Below are 20,004 nucleotides of genomic sequence, written 5' to 3'. Positions count from 1 at the left end.
GCACCGCAAGGGGGGAATGAATGAAACGACCCACTCTGGAGGCGGTGGCGGCGCGGGCAGGGGTTTCCCGCGCCACCGTCTCCCGGGTCGTCAACGGGCAGATGACGGTGACGCCGCAGATCAGGGATGCCGTGATGCGCGCCGTGGACGAGCTGGGATACGTGCCCAACTCGGCGGCGCGCAGCCTCGTCACCCAGCGGACCGACTCGATCGCGCTGGTCGTGTCGGAGCCGCCGACCAGGGTCTTCTCCGAGGACCCGATGTTCTCCACCGTCATCCGCTCGGCCAGTCTGGAACTCGAGGCCGCCGACCGGCAGGTCGTGCTCATGCTCGGCGGCTCGGCCCAGAGTCACGCGAGGATCGAGCGCTACATCGCCAGCGGCCACGTCGACGGGGTCATGCTGATCTCGATGCACGGCGCCGACCCGCTGCCCGCCGCCATCGCGCGGATGGGCGTCCCCGCAGTCTCGTACGGCAGGCCGGCGGTGCCGGTGCCCCTGCCGTACGTGGACAACGACAACGTGGGCGGCGCGGTGAAGGCGGTGCGCCACCTGCTGGACAGCGGACGGCGGCGCATCGCCACGATCGCCGGGCCGCAGGACATGATCGGCGGCCAGGACCGGCTCACGGGCTACCGTGACGCCCTGCGCGAGTCCGACCGGCGGTCGATCGTCGCCGTCGGCGACTTCACCCGGGAGTCCGGCGCCGTCGCGATGCGTCATCTGCTGCAGGACGACCCGAACCTGGACGCCGTCTTCGTCGCCAACGACCTCATGGCCATCGGGGCGCTGCAGACCCTGCGTCAGGCGGGCCGCCGGGTGCCGGACGACGTGGCGGTCGTCGGGTTCGACGACATCGAGGCGGCCCGCTACACCGAGCCCCCGCTGACCACGATCAGGCACCCGATCATCGAGCAGGCCGCCGCGATGGTCCGGCTGCTGCTGGGGCTGTTCCAGGGCGGCCCGACGGACCCCGTGATCCTCCCGACCGAACTCGTCGTCCGGGGCTCCGCCTGAGCGATCCCGGTGGTCAGGACGCCGTGGTCAGGACGCCGTGGTCAGCGACTCGACCGGCAGACCGGCCTCGACCCAGTCCTGGATGCCCTCCCGGTACTTGCGCACGTCGGTGTACCCGAGCGCGGTCAGCCGGTTGGCCACGGCCTGACTGTTGGCGCAGGACGGGTTCGAGCAGTAGGTGACGATCGGCGCGTTCTTGTCCGGCAGCAGTTCCGCGGCCCGCTCGGCGACCTCGGACTCGGTCAGCGGGATCGCGCCCGGAAGGTGCTGCCGGGCGTAGTAGTCGCCGCCGAGCGCGTCGACGACGGTGACGGCGCCCGCGTCGATGGCGGCCTTGAGCTCGTCCCTGCCGATGAGAGCGGTCATTGCGTCCTCCAATTAACTGGACTACAGTCCGTTTGCGTGAACACCCCGGAAATTACCGGACCGCAGTCCGGTTCGTCAAGAGACCTCACCTCCCTGATGGCGGACCCGCCCCGCGAGCGCGCGGACGCGGCCCGCAACCGGCGACGGGTGCTGGAGGCGGCGGCGAGGCTGTTCCGCGAGCACGGAGTCGAAGCGGTCTCGATGGACGCGGTGGCGGCGGAGGCCGGGGTGGGCAAGGGCACGCTGTTCCGTCGGTTCGGGGACAAGTCGGGACTCGTGGCGGCCCTGCTCGACGACAAGGAACGGGAACTGCAGGAGCGCATCCTGTCCGGGCCGCCGCCGCTGGGGCCCGGCGCCTCACCCGCCGACCGGGTGCGCGCGTTCGTGGCGGCCTACGCCGGCTATCTCTTCGGGCACCTCGACCTGCTGCGCGTGTCGGAGACCGCGAGCCCGGGCGCCCGCTATCGGATCGGCGCCTACCGTTTCTGGCACCGCCACCTGGCGATCCTGCTGGCCGAGGCGCGACCGGAGGCGGACGCCGGCTACCTCGCCCACGCGCTGCTCGCCCCGCTCGCGGCCGAGCACGTCACCGCCGTGCTGCGGGAGTGCGACGCCGCGCGGGTCGCGGCCGGCCTCGCCGTCCTCGCGGACGCCCTGGTCGCCGACCGGCCGTAACACCCGGGGCACTGGCCGCCGACCGGCCCGGTCCTCGCCGGGAGCCGGACCGGGCCAGACCCGAGCGATCCATGGTGCCGGCAGAGCGAGCGTGTGATCGCGAGGGCCTGCTCGGAGACGACCCCTGCAACAAGGCGCCCGTGGCACCCTTGCTCACACAAAGCTGTGCCCCGGCTGCGTACCGTAGCAGAGGCAACACCGGGGCTTATGTCACTCACAGTAGCACAGGGGGCACGAGCGCGAAATGGAAGAGGCCGAGGCCATACAGCTGCGGGAGGTGCTGTCGATCGCTCGTATCGCCGAATACGAGGCACGGTGCGACGGACAGACCATGGCCGCGCTGCGCCTGCACTGCTGGAACACGGAGATCTGCGCGGCCTTCTACGGCCCACTGCAGTACCTGGAGGTCGCGCTGCGCAGCGTCCTCAGCCGCGAGTTGATGAGGCTGTTCCAGCGGGCCGACTGGTGGGAGGATGCCGACCTGCACTTCGGCGCCCAGCGCAAGATCAGTGAGGCCCGTGATCAACTGCGCAGGCAAGGCCGTACGGCCACCGCCGACCAGCTTGAGAACGAACTGCCCTTCGGCTTCTGGGCCTCCCTGCTCGGCCCCGGCAACAACTACGACCAACGCCTGTGGCGTACGGCCCTGCACCGGGCCTTCCCCGGCTACCAAGGCGGGCGCAGGGAACTGCACCGCAGCCTCGACCACCTACGCGTGCTGCGCAACAAAATCGCTCACCACTGCCTGATCTACCACCGCCATCTGCAAGCCGATCACCACACCATCCTGCAGTGCCTCGGCTACATCGACGCCGGCCTCGCCGGCTGGGTCGACCGCTACAGCCGCGTACCCGGCGTTCTCGCCTGCCGACCGTAACCTCGGTACGTATGTCGGCCCGGCTTCAGGCGAGCGCCTCGGTGATGCGGCCGAGCGCGTCGAAGGGCGCCAGGCCGTACGCGGAGAAGTCGACGGCCCCGGCCCCCGCCGTACGGGCGGCGCGGACCTTGGCGGCCAGCCGGTCGGCGGAGTCGGTGTCCGGGGCGCCGGGGCGCAGCACGACCCTCAGCTCGGGGTTCTTGCCCACCGACCGGCGGTAGGCCGCGACGTCGTCGGCCACCCGGGCGGAGTCCCTGGCGTACCCGAGGACCGCGAACGACGGGACCAGGTCGCCGAGCGCCACCAGGTCGATCCCGAGCTGCCAGGAGTCGTGCGCGGCCAGACCGGCCGAGGGCAGTCCGTGGGCCTGGCCCTTGACCGCGCCCGTCGCGTCCGTGAACGTCAGCCGTGCGCCTTCGGCCCTCACGGCCGCCGCCACCTCGCCGACCAGCGACGTGACGCTCTCGGAGCGAGCCCGCGCGTACGCCACCGCTTCCGGGCCCGCGTAGGCCGTCAGCGCCGCCCGCGTGACCTCGCCCTCCGCGGGAGGATCGCCGTCGAGCACGCCTGCGACGATCCTGGCGCACTCCTGCCTGGCCACCTCGGCGTTCACCCCGAGGTCGGCGGCCCGGCGCATGCAGTGGGCGCAGAAGCACAGGCCGAACAGGAAGGCGTCCATCGGGCCGAGCGCCACGAAGCACCGATCGCTTGAGAAGGGCCCGAAGTGCAGCGACTCCGCGACGACCGTGTCCACCCCCTGCCGCGCGACGGCCCGCGCCAGCGCCACCGCGTACGCCCGCACGTCGGGGTGCGAGGGGCACAGGTCGGCCGGGGAGCCGTGGTCGCTGAAGCAGTTCTCCACGGTCACGTCCGGGCAGGCCAGGCCGAGCGTGGCGTTGCGCAGGAACACCGTCCAGCCGTGCAGCCGCATCCCCCGGTCCGCGCAGGCCCGGCGCAGTTCGTCGAGGGGCCGGTCCTCCGCTCCCGGTTGCACGGGCGGGGTCAGGCGCAGCCCGCCGAACAGGTCGTCCGGCGGGGGGAAGTGGACGCCGTCGCGGCGCAGCGTCAGCCGCGAGGCGCCGTGCGGGGTCACATCCCTGGCCTGGTGGTAGGCCGCGGCCACCGCGACGCCTCGCACGCCGTACGCCGAGGCCCGGTCGAGCAGCCCGCGCACGCCCTCCGCGCGCAGGTCCTCGACGAAGACGTACAGGGCGCTGTCCATCGTCAACGGCCCGTGTACGCCACGAAGTCGATCTCGACGAGGATGTCCAGGAGATCGGAGCCCACGGTGGTGCGCACCGGGTAGGGCCGGGTGAAGTAGGTCTGGTAGGCCTCGTTGAACGCGGCGAAGTCCTCCTTCACATGCTGCAGGTGGACCGTCGCCTTCACCACGTCGTCGAACGTCAGGCCGTGAGCCTCAAGCACGGCCCCCAGGTTGCGCATGGTCCGGTGCGTCTGGGCCGCCACGTCGTCGCCCACGACCTCGCCGGTCCGCGGGTCCAGCGGGCCCATCCCGGAGGTGTAGAGGAAGTCGCCCGCCACCACGCCCTGCGAGTACGGCCCGATCGGCGGGGCGCCCTCGGCCGTACGGATCTCCTGCTTGCCAGCCATAGTCACCGCTCCGGAAGATCAGAAATACGTATTGATCAAATCAATCACGACGTCGTCGTCGTCCACCACGGGGATGACGCGCCACTTGTCGAAAGCCGTGCACGGATGGGAGAGCCCGAACGACACCAGGTCTCCCGGGCGCAGTCCGGCTTCGCCGCTGAGATAGGCGTGCTGGTCCCACAGCTTGACGACCGTCACCCCGGTCAGCGGCTCGGCCGGTTCCTCGCCCCCACCGCGCCGCACGGCCTTCGGCGAAGGCAGGTGCAGGTCGTACGGCACGTCCCGCTTGCCCATGCCGACCAGCACGAGGCCGGGCTCCGGCACGGACAGGACCTGGGCCCAGACCTCCAGCGCCGGCCGCAGTTCGCCCGTCAGCCGGTTGTACGGCGTGGTCTCGCGGTAGAAGCCGTCGTCGTGGGCGATGTAGGCGCCGCTGCGCAGCACCACGGTCGCGCCGAGCTCCGCGGTCAGCGGCGCGAGCTCCTCGGCCACCAGGTCGAACCACGAGCTTCCCCCGGCGGAGACCACCAGGGGACCGGCCACCCGCGGCGCCAGTGCCCGCGCCGCGCGCGCCAGGTCGCGCAGGTACGCGCGGACCTCGTCGGCAGTCCGCAGGGTGCCCTCGTATCCGGCGACCCCGGCCAGTTCGGTCCCCGGCGCCTCGCACAACGCCCCGGCCACCTCGAGCAGCTCGCCCTGGCCGCGGCAGCCGGTCCTGCCGCCCGGGTGGCCCAGCTCGACCAGCACCCGGAATGGCAGCTCGCCGGCCGTCTCGTCGAGCACGCGCACGCCCTCGATTGAGTCGGCGTAGCAGAGGAACTCGAAGCGGCCGATCTCGCCGGCCAGCAGGCGCAGGGCGCCCCGGTCGAGGATCTCGTTGGCCAGCAGCACCCGGGGGACGCCGAAGGAGCGGTGGACGAGCACCTGGCTCGCCGTGGCGGCGGTGACCCCCCAGGCTCCGGCGTCGAGCTGGGCCCGGACGAGCTGGGGCGACATCGTGGTCTTGGCGTGCGGCGCGAGGGCGAGCCCGTGCCGGCCGGCGAAGTCGGCGAGCGTCGCGATGTTGTGGTCGAGGGCCGAGCGCCTCGCCACCATGACCGGCCAGGTGAACGAGCCGTCGAACAGGGAGTGCCCCGCCGCGGCGAACTCCCGTCCGCTGACCGGCTCGCCCGGCCACAGGAAACCACGCGTACGCGCGTCGACGACGATCTCCGGGAGCTCCCGCGGCCGCGCCGTGTCCTGCTCGGACTGCTCGGACTGCTCGAAGGAGTGCTCCGAGGAGTGCTGCGGGGCGCGCTCCGGGGGGCCGTCCGCGAAACCCACGCCGCCCCCTCGCTGTCCCGGTTCAGACCACCTCGTGGATCGTACTGGACCACGCCTGCGGTGGCGGACTCCGCGCCGTCTCCGCGCCGTCTCCGCGCCGTCACCGGGCCGTCACCGGGCCGTCACCGGGCCGTCACCGGGCCGTCTCCGGGCCGTCTCCGGGCCGTCCGGAGCAGCGGCGCACGAACTGGAACGCGCCGAATCGTCGTAGGGGATCGCTACAGTGCCGTCCGGCAGTGCGCACGAGTTCCGCGGCGATCACGGATGGGACCGAAATGAGCGAGGATCCACGACTCGCACGGGCCGGCGCTCTCTATGAGCAGGCGGTCTTCGGCGGCGACGCCTCGGGTCTTCCCGAGGCCGAACGGGGGTTGGACGCGGTGGAGGCCGACCTCGCCCTGGCCCGCGGCCGGGTCGCCCATGCGCGGTTCCTGGAGGACCGCGAGGAGGACCCCCGCGAGCTCGAGCTCTTCGAGCGGGCCGCCGATCTCTACCGGCGGCTCGGCGACGTACGCGGCGAGGGCGAGGCGCTCTTCTGGGTCGGCTGTTTCCACCAGGTCGTGCGGCACGACGACGAGGCGGCCGGGGCTCCGTTGCGGCGGTCGCACGAGCTCGCGGCGGCGGCCGGCGACACGCTGACGATGTCCTACGCGCTCAGGCATCTGGGCATCGCCGAGCACGTGGCCGGGCGGCTGGAGGCGGCGCGGGAACGGCTGGAGGAGTCGGTGCGGCTGCGCCGGGAGATCGGTTTCCTGCCGGGTGTCGCCGCCAACCTGGTCGGGCTGGCCCACATCGCCGCCGCGGAGAACCGCCGGGACCACGCCATGCGGCTGCTCGACGAGGCGGCCGACCTCGCGAAGGCGAGCGGGGCCCGGGGCATCGCCCGGCACGTGGAACAGGCGCGCACCGCCCTGTGACCACCGCCCTGTGACCACGGGCCTGTGACCACGGACCTATGACCACGGCCCGGCGGCCGGCGGGTCGCGCCGCGCCGGGCGATCCCGCCGAATGACCATCGTTCGATGACATGTTCGAGATAAGGTGTGATGGCCGTCACAGGGGAGTCCGACCGGGCCCATCCCCTGCGCCGGCGGGCTTCACGTTCCGCAGGCGGATCGAGCAGGCAGATCACCCGTGTCGAGGAGGAACCACCCATGACCGAGCCCAAGACCTACACCCTTGAGGTGCCCGGCTGCGTTCTGCACTACGACGTGCGCGAGGCCGAGGAAACGACGGAGCCGGTTCTGCTGCTGATCGGATCACCGATGGACGCCGCCGGATTCGCCGCCCTGGCGCGGCACTTCCCGGACCGTACGGTGGTGACCTACGACCCGCGCGGGAGCGGGCGGAGCACGCGGACCGGCGACGCCGGGGAGTCGACGCCCGAACTGCACGCCGACGACCTGCACCGGCTGATCGACGCGGTCGGAGGCGGGCCGGTGGACATCTTCGCCAGCAGCGGAGGCGCGGTCAACAGCCTCGCGCTGGTGAGCCGGCATCCGGAGCAGGTGCGCACGCTCGTGGCGCACGAGCCCCCGACCGCCCAGGTGCTGCCGGACCGGGAGCAGGCGCTGGCCGCCGTGGCCGACATCCGGCGGACGTACGACCGGGAGGGTTTCGGCCCGGCGATGGTGAAGTTCTTCGCGATCGTGGGTCACCAGGGCGAGATCCCGGCGGACTTCGCCGACCAGCCCCGGCCGAACCCGGCCGAGTTCGGGCTGCCGGCGGAGGACGACGGTTCGCGGGACGACGTGATGTTCGCGCAGAACCTGATCACCTGCACGCACTACGAGCCCGACTTCGAGGCGCTGCGCGCGGCCCCGACCCGCGTCGTCCTCGGCGTGGGCGTCGAGTCGGAGGGACAGCTGGCCAGCCGCGCGGGCACGGCGATCGCCGAGCGGCTCGGCGGCAAGCCCGTGATCTTCCCGAGCAACCACGGCGGGTTCCTCGACGACACGTACGGCGTGCCGGGCGACCCGGACAACTTCGCCGTCACGCTGCGTCAGGTCCTGACCGAGCAGGCGTAGGCGGCCACGCTGCGCCAGGTCCTCACCGAGCAGGCGCAGGCGACCCAGGAGCGCAGGCGGCCACGCTGCGCCGGGTTCTCGTCGAGCAGGCGTAGACGGCTCAGGGGCGCAGGGCGCGGCCGGGGGTGGCCCCGGTGAGTGCGCCGCCGCGAAGCACCGGCACGCCGCCGACGAGCACGTCGTCCACGCCCACGGCGAGCGACCGGGGCTCGTCGTAGGTCGCCGTGTCCGCCACCGTGGCCGGGTCGACGACGATCAGGTCCGCGACCTGGCCGGCACGTACGAGGCCGCGGTCGGGCAGCCGGAAGCGGCGCGCCGGGTGGGAGGCCAGGTGCACGGCGGCCTGTTCCCAGGTGAGGTCGCCGAGCTCGCGCACGTGTCGGCCGAGGTAGCGGGCGAACGCGCCGAAGCCGCGCGGGTGCGGATGGCCGCCCACGTAGATGCCGTCGGAGCCGCCGGTGTGGGCGGGGTGGCGCATGACCGCCCGCACCGACTCCTCCCCCGCCGGTCCCTCGTCGGGGCGCGCCCGCACGCAGCCCGCCTCGAGCCGGGTCTCGGCCAGCAGCACCCGGCAGAACTCCGCCGCCGTCGCGCCGTACTCCGCCGCGGCGGCGGGCAGGGTCATCCCCTCGGCCCACTCGAAGCCGGGGGCGTGCGAGAGCGTGATACGCGGCCACAGGTCGTCGCGATCCGCCCACTCCGCGGCGAGACGTTCGCGTTCCGAGGACAGCATCGCCACGGCCCGGCCGGGATCGGCGGCGGGCACCCACGGCGGCAGCGTCACCATCGCCAGGATCGTGCTGGCGCGCAGGTAGGGATAGGTGTCGAAGGTCAGGTCGACGTCCTGCCGCCGGGCGTCCTCGACCAGCGGCAGCAGGGTGGACGCCGGGCCGTGGAGATGCGAGACGTGCACGGCCGCACCGGACCGCCGGGCGATCTCCACGACCTCCGCCACCCCCACCGGAGCCGACGCCCCGTAGGCGCGCATGTGGGTCACGTACGGCAGGCCGCCCAGCGGCGCGCACAACGCGGCCAGCTCGGCGGCGTCGGCGTACCGGCCGGGGGCGTACTCCAGGCCCGACGACAGGCCGGCCGCCCCTTCGGACAGGCCGGTCTCGACCCTGCGGAGCATGGACCGCGTCTCATCCTCGTCCGCGGCCCGCTCCGCGGGACCCATCACGTCGAACCGGATCGTCGCGTGCGGGAGCAGGTAGACGGTGTTGAGCGCGGTACTGCCGTCGTATCCGGCGAGCAGGTCGGCGACGCTCACCGGCCCGTCCACGTGCGGGTGCGCGCCGTTGACCGCCGCGAAGTAGCGGCTCGCGTACGCGAAGGCGGCCGGGGTGGTGGCCGGTGCGAACGACAGGCCGTCCTGCCCGAGCACGAAGGTCGTGACCCCCTGCCGCAGCGCGGCGTGCTGCACGAGAGGGTCGAACACGACGGCGTCGCCGTGCGCGTGGCAGTCGACGAGCCCCGGCAGCACGTGCCTGCCCGCCGCGTCGATCCGGACGTGGGCCTCGGCCGGGTCGAGGCGGCCCACCGCCTCGACCCGGCCCCCGCGCACGCCGACGTCGGCGCGGAACGCGGGGGCTCCGGTCCCGTCCACGACACGGCCGCCGCTGATCAGCACATCGAAGGTCACGTTCCCGATTAGATCAGTCGTACGGTCCGGGCACACGCGACGAAGCGGGGCAGTCGTCGGGCCGCACGACGGGCCTGCGCTCCAGCACCTCACGGGCGCGGGCGCGGGCGAGGTTCCAGCCGTTCCAGGGGTCCGGCTCGCGGAGGCCGTTGACCGCGACCACGTCGCTCAGCACGCAGCTGCGGTCCGGTTCGGGCAGGCGGTCCAGGATCGGCACGGCCTCCGCCCCCAGATCGCCCAGGTAGCCGTGGTCGAGCCGCTCGACACCCCGGATCGTGAGCTGGGTCTCGGCCACCCGCGCGTCGGGGTCCCAGACCGCGAACGCCAGCAGCGACACCCCGGTGAGCAGCACGAGCCCCCGGAAGAACCAGGACGTGCCGCCGCCGAACAGCCGCACCGCCCCAGCCGCGAGCACCAGCACGAACACCGCGCCGAGCCACCAGATCGTCGCCACCACCGAGGCCCGCAGCCGCGACAGGCCGTACGCGTCGGTGTAGAGGCCGATGCGATGCAGCGCCGAGGCGAGGATGACCAGCGTGAACGCGCACAGCAGGCCGAGCAGCACGGCGAGCACCCAGCGGTCGGCCCGGCCGCGCAGGCGCAGCAGGGCGACCGCGGCGGCCACGACGCCGAGCACGAAGAGACTGACCGTGACGAGTTCGAAGAAGCCCGACCTCGCGTACTCCGCGTAGGTGAGCCCCGCCGTCGACAGCACCCTGCGGCTTCCGCCGAACAGCACCGTGATCTGCACGGTCACGAACGCCGCGAACAGCAGGTTCAGCCCGGCCAGCGGGATCACCCACACCTGGCGCCCGAGGGACATCCGCAGGTCGGGCGCGGCGGGCTCGGCCACCGGGCGCAGGCCCACCAGCACCGCCGCCGCGGCCAGCACCGCGAACACGCAGAACACGAAGACCCGGTACGGCAGGCTCTGTGCCCATTCCGGCGTCCGCAGCAGGTCGCTGAGGAAGGCCGAGAAGACGGCGTCGGCGGAGGAGAACAGCAGGCCGAAGACGGCCAGCAGCACGACGGTCACGGCGGCGCTGACCAGCGTGGGCAGCATCCGCCGCCGCCGCGCCAGGGTACGGATCGGCCCGGCCAGGAACCACGGCGTCGGCAGCGCCGCGAGCGCCACCGAGATCCCTCCCCTGATCACGGCGAGCCAGCCCCGGCCACCGCCCGACAGCGCGAGGGATCCCACTCCGAACGCGGCCAGCAGCACCGGCCCGACCAGCCATTCGGCGTCGCGGAAGAGCGCCACGGAGACCAGCGCGTACGCCAGGAGGCCGAAGGCCAGGGTCCACGGGGTGACCCGGCCGCGGCGGAGCGGCAGCACCGCGGGGAACGCCGCCGCCCCCAACGCGACCGCCGTCAGCACGAGGCCCAGCCCCGCCGACGTGTACGGCAGGGTCACGGCGGCGACCAGGCCCGCCGCGGCGGCGGCCGGCAGCAGCCAGCGGGGGGCCTCCGGCAGGTCCGGCCTCGGGAACAGCGGCGGCGGCACGTAGGCGGGCGGCGGGGGATACCGCCCCGGCGCGTGCGCGCCGGGCACGGGGGGCACCGGCGGCATGGACGGCGTGGACGGCGTGAACGGCATGGACGGCATGGACGGCATGGACGGCATGGACGCCTCCGGGGAGACCTGCCGCGGCTGCGCGTGCCCCTGGACACGCGGGCCCGCCGGGTTCTCCGGAGGAGTGCCCCCCGGCGTGGCGGGAACCGGAGGCGGCGAGACGCTCACGCTGTGGACGGCCGCGGCCATGGTGGGAACGGACGATCCCGGTGGCCCCGGACGCGAACCGGGTTCGGTGCTCATGGTGACCGCCACCGGCACGGATGCCCCCTCGGGGGAACCGGACGCCGGCACGGCGGAACCGGACACGGTGCCTGTCGCGGGCGTGGGCCGGGTGGTGTACCACGGCGGCGGGGGCGCGCTCGCGGCCGTCGCCGCGGCCCGCCGGGCCGTCGACGAGCCGCGCGCCGCTCCCACGATCGCCCCGACGGCGGTGAACAGCGCCAAAGAGACGATGCCCAGGCTCCCCACGCCGAGGAAGACCGGGGCGATCAGCCCGGCGAGGAATCCCGCGAACATGCCGACGCCCGCCCCGAGAGCCGCCCGCGCCACGTGCCCGGCAGGGTCGTAGGGCACCCCGGCCCGCGGTGCGAACACCTGTCCCGGCACGCCGGCGCCTCCGGCCGGTGGAACCGGGTACGGCTGGTCCGCCCGGGCGCGGACGAGTCCCTGCCGCCGGGGATCCTCCCGGTCCTCGCCGCCGTCGCTGCCGGCGATGCCGTCCGGTGAGATGCCGAGGTCCCCCGCCCGATCGTGACCGGTCTCCGCGGTCCCGGTCCGCCGAGGCGGAGCCGGGGCCTCGCGGGAGGGCTCGAAGCTCTCCACCTGCCGCTCCCCGGATCGCCCATCACCGTCGGCGGTCACGGGCGAGGACGGCCACGCGTCCTCGCCCCGCGTGCCGAGGGCGTCCCCGTCACCCGTGCCGTCGCCGGAGGGGCGGTGCTCCCCTGCGCCGAGGTGACCGGCTTCGGCGCGTCCGGGCGGCGAAGAGACGCCGGCGGCCCGGAGAGGCTCCGGGCTCTCCGTGTGGCCGGCCTCGGGGCGCTCGTCCTCCTCGGCTCGCGCCCGGCCACCACGGGTTGCTTCGTGGGGGTGACCGTCCGCGTCTTCGCTTCCGGATGACCCTCCGGCCGCGGTGGCGCCGGCCCGGGCCGGGCCGATCCCGGCGGCTGCGGGTGAACCGACGACGTCCCCGTCGTGTCGTCCGACGGTGTGACCTCCGCCCGCCTCGATTTCCATGTTCCCCCTTCGTTCGCCGACGTGGACGGGTCCGTCCACGCTCTCCCCCGCCGCCGGCTCCCCCTGACGCGGCAGCGCCACGACCATCCGGCACCCCGGGGCCGTCCCCCGGCCTCTCCCCGCGGGCCGTCTCGCGACCGGGAGCGGGTCCGCCACCGAGATCGACCCGCCGTGCAGCTCGACGATCTCCTTGGCGATGGCCAGCCCGAGCCCGGCCCCGCCTGCGTCGGCGGCCCGCCCGGCGTCGAGGCGCGAGAAGCGCTCGAACACCCGGGCCCGCTCCGCCGGCGGGATGCCGGGGCCCTCGTCGGTGACGCCGATCTCCAGATTCGGCCCGGCGGCCCGCGCCTCCACCCGGACCGTGCCGCCGGACGGGCTGTGCCGTACGGCGTTGTCGAGCAGGTTGGCCAGCACCTGGGCGAGCAGGGCCGCGTCGGCCGACAGCGCCGTCCCCGGCGGGACGGCGCTCACCACCGTCACGTCGTCGCGCGCGAGAGCCGCCTCCGAGACGGCCTGGCGGCACAGTGACGCCAGGTCCAGCTCCTCCGGCTCGATCAGCCGCGCCCCCGAGTCGAGCCGCGACAGGTCGAGGAGCTGGGCCACCAGGCGGCCGAGCCGCTGCGTCTGGGCGAGGGCCGTGCCCAGGGTGTCGAGGTCGGGCGGCGTGACGCCGTCCACGACGTTCTCCAGCACGGCCTGCAGGCCGGTGATGGGCGTGCGCAGCTCGTGGCTGACGTTGGCCACCAGCTCGCGCCGTTGCCGGTCGACCTCGGCGAGGTCGGCCGCCATGGCGTTGAACGCCCGTGCCAGCTCCCCCACCTCGTCGCGGGACGTCGCCGTCACGCGCAGGCCGTACCGGCCCTTGGCGATCGTCTGCGCGGCGGCGGCCATCTCGCGCAGCGGCCGGATCATGCCGCGGGCGAGGAGCTGCACCATGATCAGCGCGAGCACGACGGCGATCGCGATCCTGAGATCCCTGGACAGGCCGGAGTTGATGCCGACCTCGTTGACGACGAACGCCGCGACCACGGCGAGCACGATCACGATGCCGAGCTTGACCTTGATCCGGCCGAGGAAGTCGAGCGGCCTCATCGCCTGGCTTTCTCCGTTGCGGTGCGCGTCACGGACGGACGAGCGCGTATCCAACGCCATGGACGGTACGGACGACCTCCGGGCCGAGCTTGCGGCGCAGCGCGCGGACGTGACTGTCCACGGTCCGGGTCGCGGCGGCCTCGGAGAAGCCCCAGATGTCCGACAGCAGCCGCTCGCGCTCGAATACGTGGCCGGGCCGCTCGGCGAGACGCCGCAGCAGGTCGAACTCGGTCCGGGTGAGCTGGGCCTCGGTCCCCCGGACGAACACGCGGCGCTCGGCCGTGTTGATCTCGACGTCGCCGATCCTGATCACCGTGTCCTCGTGGGCCAGCAGGCTCGCCCGCTCCACCCGCCGCAGCAGCGCGTGGATCCTCGCGACGAGCTCCCGCATGCTGAACGGCTTCGTGATGTAGTCGTCGGCGCCCACGCCCAGCCCGACCAGCACATCGGTCTCCTCGCCGAGCGCGGTGAGCATGAGCACCGGAACCGGCCGGGCCGCCTGCATCCTGCGGCACACCTCGAGCCCGTCCAGGCCCGGCAGCAGCCGGTCGAGGACGACGACGTCGGGCTCCGCCTTCGCGTAGGCCGCGAGCGCCGCCTCGCCGTCGCTCACGACGCGGACGTCGAAGCCCTCCGCCACGAGCCGGAGCCGTACGGCGTTGGCGATGGTGTCGTCGTCCTCGACGACGAGGACACGGCGTTGCTGCGGGGTTGCCATGCACGGAAGCGTAGATCCCCCCTGTGCAGAGCTGCCGTCCGGAAATGTGCAGATCCCGTGCACCGGAAACGTCGGCCGCCCGCGCTAGCGTGGCCATGTGGATCGGACGCTGCATGCGGAGGACTACCTGCGACGGCTCGGCCTGCGGTCGAGCGGCCCGCCGAGTGCGGAGGAGCTGTTCCGGCTCCAGGCGGCGCACGTCGAGCGGGTTCCGTACGAGAACCTGGAGATCTGGCTGGGCCGGCCGACCACGATCGACCCGGCCGAGTCGTGGCAGCGGATCATGCGCGGGCGCGGCGGATACTGCTGCCACCTGAACGGCGCGTTCTCGGTGCTCCTGCGGCTGCTGGGCTACGCGGTCACGCCGCACTTCGGCGGCGTCCAGGGCACGCCCGAGGAGCCCGCCGGGGCCACGGGCAACCACCTGGCCCTGACGGTGAGCGGCCTGCCGACGGACGCCAATCCCGGCGGGCGGTGGCTGGTCGACGCCGGGCTGGGCGACGCGATCCACGAGCCGATCCCGCTGGTCGAGGGCGTCTACCGGCAGGGCCCGTTCCGGTACGCCCTGCGCCGGTCGGAGGCCGAGCCGGGCGGCTGGCGGTTCGACCACGATCCGCGCGGCAGCTTCAGCGGCATGGACTTCCGTCCGGGACCGACGGAGATGGGCGCCTTCCAGACCACACACGAATGGCTGTCCACATCCCCCGAGTCGGGATTCGTCCGGGTCGCGTCCGTGCAGCGGCGCGACGCGGCCGGGGTCGACCTGCTCAGGGGGCTCGTGCTCACGCGCGTCGGTCTCCCGCCCACCGGAGGCGGGCCGGGCGCCTCGGTGACGCTGGAGCGCCGGGAGGACTACTTCGCCGCGCTCTCGGACGTCTACGGCATGACGCTGGACGACGTCTCCGCCGCGGAGAAGGACGCGCTGTGGTCCCGGCTACTCGCCGCCCACGAGGAGTGGCTGGCCGCCCGGCAGTCCGCCTGAGCCGGGGACGGCGCCCCGTCCGCACGATCCACGCCGGGCGCGCGCCCGTCCCACAAGGCCGCGTCAAGCGCCCTCGCGCACCGAATCCGCAGGTCATGGGTTTCGCTCCCGGGTTACGGGTAGCCCCGATATGACCAGGAAGGAGGCGCTAATGGACCGCCAGTCAAGGCCGGAGACCATGCGGGAGAACGACGTGATCGATCTCCTGATCCACCAGCACGCTCTCATCCGGGAGCTGTTCGACGAGGTCGACAGGTGCCAAGGGGAGGAGCGCAAGGAGGCCTTCAGCCGGCTCGTCCGCCTGCTCGCCGTTCACGAGACGGCGGAGGAGGAGATCGTCCACCCCTACGCGCGGCGCAAGCTGGTCGGCGGCGACACGATCGTGGACAACCGTCTGCAGGAGGAGGAAGAGGCGAAGGAACTGCTCAGCCGCCTCGACGACATGGACGTGACGACGGCGGAGTTCTCCCGGGAACTGGAGAGACTGCGGGCCGCCGTGTTCGCCCACGCCGCCGCCGAGGAGCGCTACGAGTTCTCCGAGCTCAAGGCGAGCACGTCCGAGGCCGAGCGCAAGGCCATGGGCGTGGGCGTCAAGGCCGTCGAGGCGATGGCACCCACGCACCCGCACCCCGGGGTCGAGTCGGCGACCGCGAACATCCTGATCGGGACGCCAATCGCGATCATGGATCGTGCCCGCGACCTGATCCGCAAGGCGATGGGCAAGCAGGAGTCCGGCGAAGGCTGATTTTCGGGCGTTCCGCCGCAGGGGGCGCGGCGGAACCGCCGAGGCCGGGGTCCGTGCCTCCGGACCGGAATCCCGGCCCACGTGAGTGCGCGGGCCGGGGCCGTCCGGGGCGCGCCCTCTGCACCGCGCCGCGCCGCGGCGCCGGATGGGAGACGATCAGTCCTTCCCAAGCGCCGCGGCGCGGTCGCCTCAGCGGGGGGCCAGGGCCGATGCTCCGGTCGCCACGGCCCGGGACCACCACACGCGTGCACGCCTCGGCGACGGCGTCGTTCGACGGACGACGAGGCCGTGCGTTTCCTCCCGGCGGCCGTTCGCGGAACTCGGCCCGGACTTCGGACGTTCTCCCAGCGACGCGGGACGACGCCCCGCGCGGGACCCGACACGAAAGGCCTGACGATGTCGCCACTGGGCAAGTACTACGTGGGCGCGGCGGTGGTGGCCGTGCTGGTCTTCATCCTTCCGGTGCCGGCGCTCCTGGCCTGGCTGATCGCGATCGGCGCGCTGGGAGCGCCGATCGTCGCCTACTTCATGCTGGACGAGTCGCAGCGGGCACGGCTGCGGCGCATCCGCCGGCGCCAGATCGGCGGCTGAGCGGCCTGTCCCACTGAGCAACTGTTCTACTGGGCAACTGTTCTACTGGGCAACTGTTCTACTGGGCAGCTGTTCTACTGGGCGGCTGCTCTACTGAGCGGCCTGCTCCAGACCTCGCGCACACCCCCGGCCGGGCGCCGTCACGGCGCCCGGCCGGTCGCGTTCAGGAGCCGGTGTTCAACGAGCCGGTGTCCTATGAGGCGGCGCTCACGAGGCGGTCGCGATCCTCCTGCGGACCCGGTCGGTGACGTTCCGCTCCAGGACGAACGACAGGAACGGGATCGTGCCCGCGACGAGCACGAGCAGCAGGTAGCCGACCGACCAGCGAGCCTTGATCAGGCCCAGGTTGATCGCGGCAACCAGATAGACCATGTACAGGAAGCCGTGGATCGGCCCGACGACCGCGACCATCGTGTTGTTGTCGAAACCGTACTTGACGACCATGCCGGCACACAGCACGAGCAGCATCACGCCGACGATGTAGGCCATGACGCGGTAGAAGTTGAGCGCGGATTCCACGTCGATCAATACCTCTGCTGGGTGCTGGGGAAACGGTCACCACACGATATCCGTGCGAGGCGGCGGTCCGGGCTCCAGGGCCCGTCAGGCCTCGGCGTGCGCGGCGGGCCCGGCCGGCTCCGCCTCCCGCCGCTCCTCCCGGTTCCGCCGCCCGCGCAGGGCGTCGCGGACGAAGTGGAACCACATGTACACGGCGAACAGCGCGAAGATCCACCACTGGAGGGCGTAAGCCAGGTTCCGCCAGGTGAAGCCGCCGCCCTGGGTCGGCGCGGACACGGCCACCGGCGTCGCGCGGGACGGCGGCTCCTGGGCGGTCACGACGACGAACCCGTCCCGCACCCGCGCGTCCGGCCACACGTTGATCAGCTCCGCCGTCGACACGGTCGCCACCTGGCCGCGCGGCAGGTTGCCGCTGCGCATCACGTCGTCGGTCTGCTCGGCCGGCCGCAGCCGTCCGGTCACCGTGACGGCGCCCTCGGGCACGGCCGCGGCGGGGTCGGCCGCCGTCGCGACCCAGCCGCGTACGACGGGGACGACCGTGCCGTCGGCGAGCCGCAGCGGGGTGAGCAGCCAGAATCCGCCCCCCCGGGCCGCCCTGCCGCCGGGGGCGCCGACGTCGGCGACCCGATCGGCCACCAGCAACTGGTTCGCGGCGTCGAAGGTCCCCGTGGCGGTCACTTTGCGGCTGATCGCGGCACCGCTGACGTGCCGGCCCACCTGGGTCAGTTCGGTGACGGCGACGGGCGCCGGGTCGGGGGCCCGCCGTGGGGCGCCCGACGCCTCGAAGACGCCGAGTTGCCAGCGGCCGAGGAAGGTGAAGGACACGAGCACCCCGATGACCAGCAGGTGCAGGGCCACCAGCCGGGGAGCCAGGAGGGTGCGGAGCATGGATACAACGCTATCCGCCGGTCGCACCGGTCCGGTATTCGCGCCGGTGTCACGGGCGACGGCGAGGAGGAGCCGCAAGTCAGCGCTACCAGAGGGCAAAATCCGACAAATCACAGCCGGGGCACATCGTGTGTCGCTAGAGTCTTGGTCATGTCCGACCCTCAGATCGACCCGGCCGGAAACACCCAGGCTTTCCGTGCCTTCGCGCAGCAGCAGGACACGGCGGCTTCCAGCGAGCAGCCGTCCCGCCTGCCGATTTGGATCGCCGTCGGCGCGGCGGTCGTCGTGATCCTCGCTGTGGTGGCCTACCTCCTGGTTCGCTGACATACCTGTACCAGCCGCCGACGACCGCGCCCGTCGGCGGCTTTGTCATGCCCGCGCGCCCCATCCAGGCGAACGGCCGGCCCGAAAACCGCCCGATGCGACGTAAGGTGACGGAGAGCCACAAACGTCCCCACAACGGCCAAGTGCCTTCTCTGGCCGTCACCGGATAGGCGCCACCACCGCGGGCTTAAGCCGCACTGTGCTGCCGGGCTGTGCTGCTGGACTGTCTTGCTGGACTGTGCTGCTGGACCGTGTTGCTGGGCTGTGCTGCTAGACCCCGGCGTACGGACGCGAATATATTGGACGAAGTTCCAATAGGACGGGGAGGACGCATGCCCAGTCCGGGCGTCACGATCATCGGTTCCGGGTTCGCCGGGCTCTGCATGGCCATCAAGCTGAAGGAGGCCGGCTACCACGACTTCGTGATCCTGGAGAAGGCCGGCGAGCTCGGCGGCACCTGGCGGGACAACACCTATCCCGGCTGCGCCTGCGACGTCCCCTCGCCGCTGTACTCCTTCTCGTTCGAGCTCAACCACGGCTGGTCGCGGCTGTTCTCCCCTCAGGAGGAGATCTGGGACTACATGCGGGCCTGCGCCCGCAAGTACGGCCTGGAGCCCCACCTGCGGTTCGGCACCGAGGTCTGCGGGCTGGAGTACGACGACGAGCGGGCCCTGTGGCGAGTGTCGACCGGCGACGGGGAGACCTTCGAAACCCACGCCGTCGTGTCCGGCATCGGCGCCCTGCACGTGCCGTCGCTCCCCGAGATCCCCGGCCGTGAGCGCTTCACCGGCACCGCGTTCCACTCCGCCCGGTGGGACCACTCCGCGGACCTGAACGGCAGGCGCGTCGCGGTCGTCGGCACCGGCGCGTCGGCGGTCCAGTTCGTCCCGGTCGTCGCCGAGCAGGCGAGCCGGCTCACCGTCTTCCAGCGCACCCCGCCGTGGATCCAGCCCAGACCGGACCTGCCGATCGACGGGCGGCTGAAGCGGGCCATGGAGACGCCGGTCGGCGCCCGCCTGCTGCGCGACGCCGTCTACTGGCTGCTGGAGGCCCGGGCCGTGGGCTTCACGATCAGCCCCCGGCTGATGAAGGCCCACCAGGCGTTGGCCGAGCGGCACCTGGCCCGGCAGGTGCCCGACCCCGCGCTGCACGCGAAGCTGACGCCCGACTACACCATCGGCTGCAAGCGCATCCTGCAGTCCAGCGACTACTATCCCGCTCTGACCAGGGACAACGTCGAGCTGGTCACCGACCGGATCACCGAGATCAGGGAGCGGTCGGTCGTGGACGCCGCGGGGCGCGAGCACGAGGTCGACGTGATCGTGTACGGCACGGGCTTCCGGGTGGTCGACTCCCTCAACGAGCAGCGGATCGTCGGCAGGAGCGGCGTCAAGATCCAGGACGCGTGGCGCGACGGCATCGAGGCCTACCACGGCGTCACCACCGCCGGCTTCCCCAACCTGTTCTTCCTGCTCGGCCCCAACACCGGCCTCGCGCACACCTCGGTCGTCTTCATGATCGAAGCGCAGGTCCGGTACGTCATGGACTGCCTGCGGCTGCTGTCGAAGACCAAGGCGAAGGCCCTGGACGTACGGCCGTCGGCGCAGCGGGCCTACAACGACCGCCTGCAGCGGCGGCTCGACCGGCTGGTCTGGAGCGAGGGCGGCTGCACCAGCTGGTATCTGGACGAGCACGGCAAGAACCGCACGCTCTGGCCTGGCTTCACCTTCGAGTACTGGGCACGCACCCGGAAGGTGAAGCCGGAGGCCTACGAGCTCATCGGCGCCCGAGGCTGA

19 protein-coding genes are annotated in these 20,004 nt (G+C 72.8%); 10 read left to right on the top strand and 9 right to left on the bottom strand.

Annotated elements, in window-relative coordinates:
* Positions 1–20 precede the first annotated feature (20 nt).
* A complete protein-coding gene (locus HHX41_RS13735) occupies positions 21–1,016 on the top strand; it encodes a LacI family DNA-binding transcriptional regulator (RefSeq protein WP_182906247.1) in 996 nt (331 codons plus the stop codon).
* A gap of 27 nt (positions 1,017–1,043) precedes the next feature.
* Here HHX41_RS13735 and HHX41_RS13730 read toward each other — a convergent pair whose 3' ends face one another.
* Positions 1,044–1,382, bottom strand: coding sequence for a rhodanese-like domain-containing protein (locus tag HHX41_RS13730; RefSeq protein WP_169982991.1), 339 nt, complete (start codon positions 1,380–1,382; stop codon positions 1,044–1,046).
* 36 nt (positions 1,383–1,418) lie between these two features.
* Between HHX41_RS13730 and HHX41_RS13725 the strand changes: the two genes are divergently transcribed.
* Entirely contained in the window at positions 1,419–2,057 is a 639-nt protein-coding gene (locus HHX41_RS13725) for a helix-turn-helix domain-containing protein (RefSeq protein ID WP_310741977.1), read from the top strand.
* Positions 2,058–2,301: 244 nt separating this feature from the next.
* Positions 2,302–2,934 (top strand): hypothetical protein, encoded by a 633-nt coding sequence (locus HHX41_RS13720; protein ID WP_182906245.1) that lies wholly within the window; start codon positions 2,302–2,304, stop codon positions 2,932–2,934.
* 25 nt (positions 2,935–2,959) lie between these two features.
* Here the strand turns inward: HHX41_RS13720 and HHX41_RS13715 are convergent, their stop codons facing one another.
* From HHX41_RS13715 to HHX41_RS13705, 3 genes are read right to left on the bottom strand one after another with little or no spacing between them, the layout of a single operon-like run.
* Positions 2,960–4,156, bottom strand: coding sequence for a hypothetical protein (locus HHX41_RS13715; protein WP_182906244.1), 1,197 nt, complete (start codon positions 4,154–4,156; stop codon positions 2,960–2,962).
* A 2-nt stretch (positions 4,157–4,158) separates the two neighbouring features.
* A complete protein-coding gene (locus HHX41_RS13710; RefSeq protein ID WP_182906243.1) occupies positions 4,159–4,545 on the bottom strand; it encodes a Rid family detoxifying hydrolase in 387 nt (128 codons plus the stop codon).
* A gap of 18 nt (positions 4,546–4,563) precedes the next feature.
* The gene (locus HHX41_RS13705; protein WP_220504048.1) at positions 4,564–5,724 is read right to left on the bottom strand and encodes an alanine racemase; all 1,161 of its coding nucleotides are present in this window, start codon (positions 5,722–5,724) and stop codon (positions 4,564–4,566) included.
* A gap of 419 nt (positions 5,725–6,143) precedes the next feature.
* On the opposite strand from HHX41_RS13705, the gene HHX41_RS13700 reads away from it, so the two are divergent.
* Together HHX41_RS13700 and HHX41_RS13695 are read left to right on the top strand one after the other, a co-directional pair.
* Positions 6,144–6,785, top strand: coding sequence for a tetratricopeptide repeat protein (locus HHX41_RS13700; RefSeq protein ID WP_182906241.1), 642 nt, complete (start codon positions 6,144–6,146; stop codon positions 6,783–6,785).
* Positions 6,786–7,022: 237 nt separating this feature from the next.
* Positions 7,023–7,895: an alpha/beta fold hydrolase gene (locus HHX41_RS13695; RefSeq protein ID WP_182906240.1), complete on the top strand. Its 873-nt coding sequence runs from the start codon at positions 7,023–7,025 to the stop codon at positions 7,893–7,895.
* Between the two features lie 100 nt (positions 7,896–7,995).
* Here HHX41_RS13695 and HHX41_RS13690 read toward each other — a convergent pair whose 3' ends face one another.
* From HHX41_RS13690 to HHX41_RS13675, 3 genes are read right to left on the bottom strand one after another with little or no spacing between them, the layout of a single operon-like run.
* Positions 7,996–9,537, bottom strand: coding sequence for an amidohydrolase family protein (locus HHX41_RS13690; protein ID WP_182906239.1), 1,542 nt, complete (start codon positions 9,535–9,537; stop codon positions 7,996–7,998).
* Positions 9,538–9,550: 13 nt separating this feature from the next.
* Positions 9,551–13,441 carry a DUF4153 domain-containing protein gene (locus HHX41_RS39675; RefSeq protein WP_220504013.1) on the bottom strand — a complete coding sequence of 1,297 codons (3,891 nt, stop codon included), beginning with the start codon at positions 13,439–13,441 and terminating at the stop codon, positions 9,551–9,553.
* A 28-nt stretch (positions 13,442–13,469) separates the two neighbouring features.
* The gene (locus HHX41_RS13675) at positions 13,470–14,159 is read right to left on the bottom strand and encodes a response regulator transcription factor (protein WP_169982981.1); all 690 of its coding nucleotides are present in this window, start codon (positions 14,157–14,159) and stop codon (positions 13,470–13,472) included.
* 97 nt (positions 14,160–14,256) lie between these two features.
* On the opposite strand from HHX41_RS13675, the gene HHX41_RS13670 reads away from it, so the two are divergent.
* The 3 genes from HHX41_RS13670 to HHX41_RS13660 all read left to right on the top strand — a co-directional run bounded on the left by HHX41_RS13670 (position 14,257) and on the right by HHX41_RS13660 (position 16,477).
* Entirely contained in the window at positions 14,257–15,141 is an 885-nt protein-coding gene (locus HHX41_RS13670; protein WP_310741976.1) for an arylamine N-acetyltransferase, read from the top strand.
* A gap of 151 nt (positions 15,142–15,292) precedes the next feature.
* Positions 15,293–15,886: a hemerythrin domain-containing protein gene (locus tag HHX41_RS13665; RefSeq protein WP_249350140.1), complete on the top strand. Its 594-nt coding sequence runs from the start codon at positions 15,293–15,295 to the stop codon at positions 15,884–15,886.
* A gap of 396 nt (positions 15,887–16,282) precedes the next feature.
* A complete protein-coding gene (locus tag HHX41_RS13660) occupies positions 16,283–16,477 on the top strand; it encodes a hypothetical protein (RefSeq protein ID WP_169982980.1) in 195 nt (64 codons plus the stop codon).
* 207 nt (positions 16,478–16,684) lie between these two features.
* On the opposite strand, the gene HHX41_RS13655 is transcribed toward HHX41_RS13660, so the two are convergent.
* Both HHX41_RS13655 and HHX41_RS13650 read right to left on the bottom strand, forming a co-directional pair.
* Complete coding sequence (locus HHX41_RS13655) at positions 16,685–16,996, bottom strand: DUF3817 domain-containing protein (protein ID WP_169982979.1); 312 nt, start codon at positions 16,994–16,996, stop codon at positions 16,685–16,687.
* Positions 16,997–17,080: 84 nt separating this feature from the next.
* Positions 17,081–17,884, bottom strand: coding sequence for an SURF1 family protein (locus HHX41_RS13650; RefSeq protein WP_182906238.1), 804 nt, complete (start codon positions 17,882–17,884; stop codon positions 17,081–17,083).
* Positions 17,885–18,034: 150 nt separating this feature from the next.
* On the opposite strand from HHX41_RS13650, the gene HHX41_RS13645 reads away from it, so the two are divergent.
* Entirely contained in the window at positions 18,035–18,208 is a 174-nt protein-coding gene (locus HHX41_RS13645) for a hypothetical protein (protein WP_169982977.1), read from the top strand.
* A gap of 332 nt (positions 18,209–18,540) precedes the next feature.
* The gene (locus HHX41_RS13640) at positions 18,541–20,004 is read left to right on the top strand and encodes an NAD(P)/FAD-dependent oxidoreductase (protein WP_182906237.1); all 1,464 of its coding nucleotides are present in this window, start codon (positions 18,541–18,543) and stop codon (positions 20,002–20,004) included.

This window comes from Microbispora sp. H13382 (genome assembly GCF_014161445.1).
In the GTDB taxonomy this organism is placed as follows: domain Bacteria; phylum Actinomycetota; class Actinomycetes; order Streptosporangiales; family Streptosporangiaceae; genus Microbispora.
This window is presented reverse-complemented; position numbering and strand designations above follow the sequence as displayed.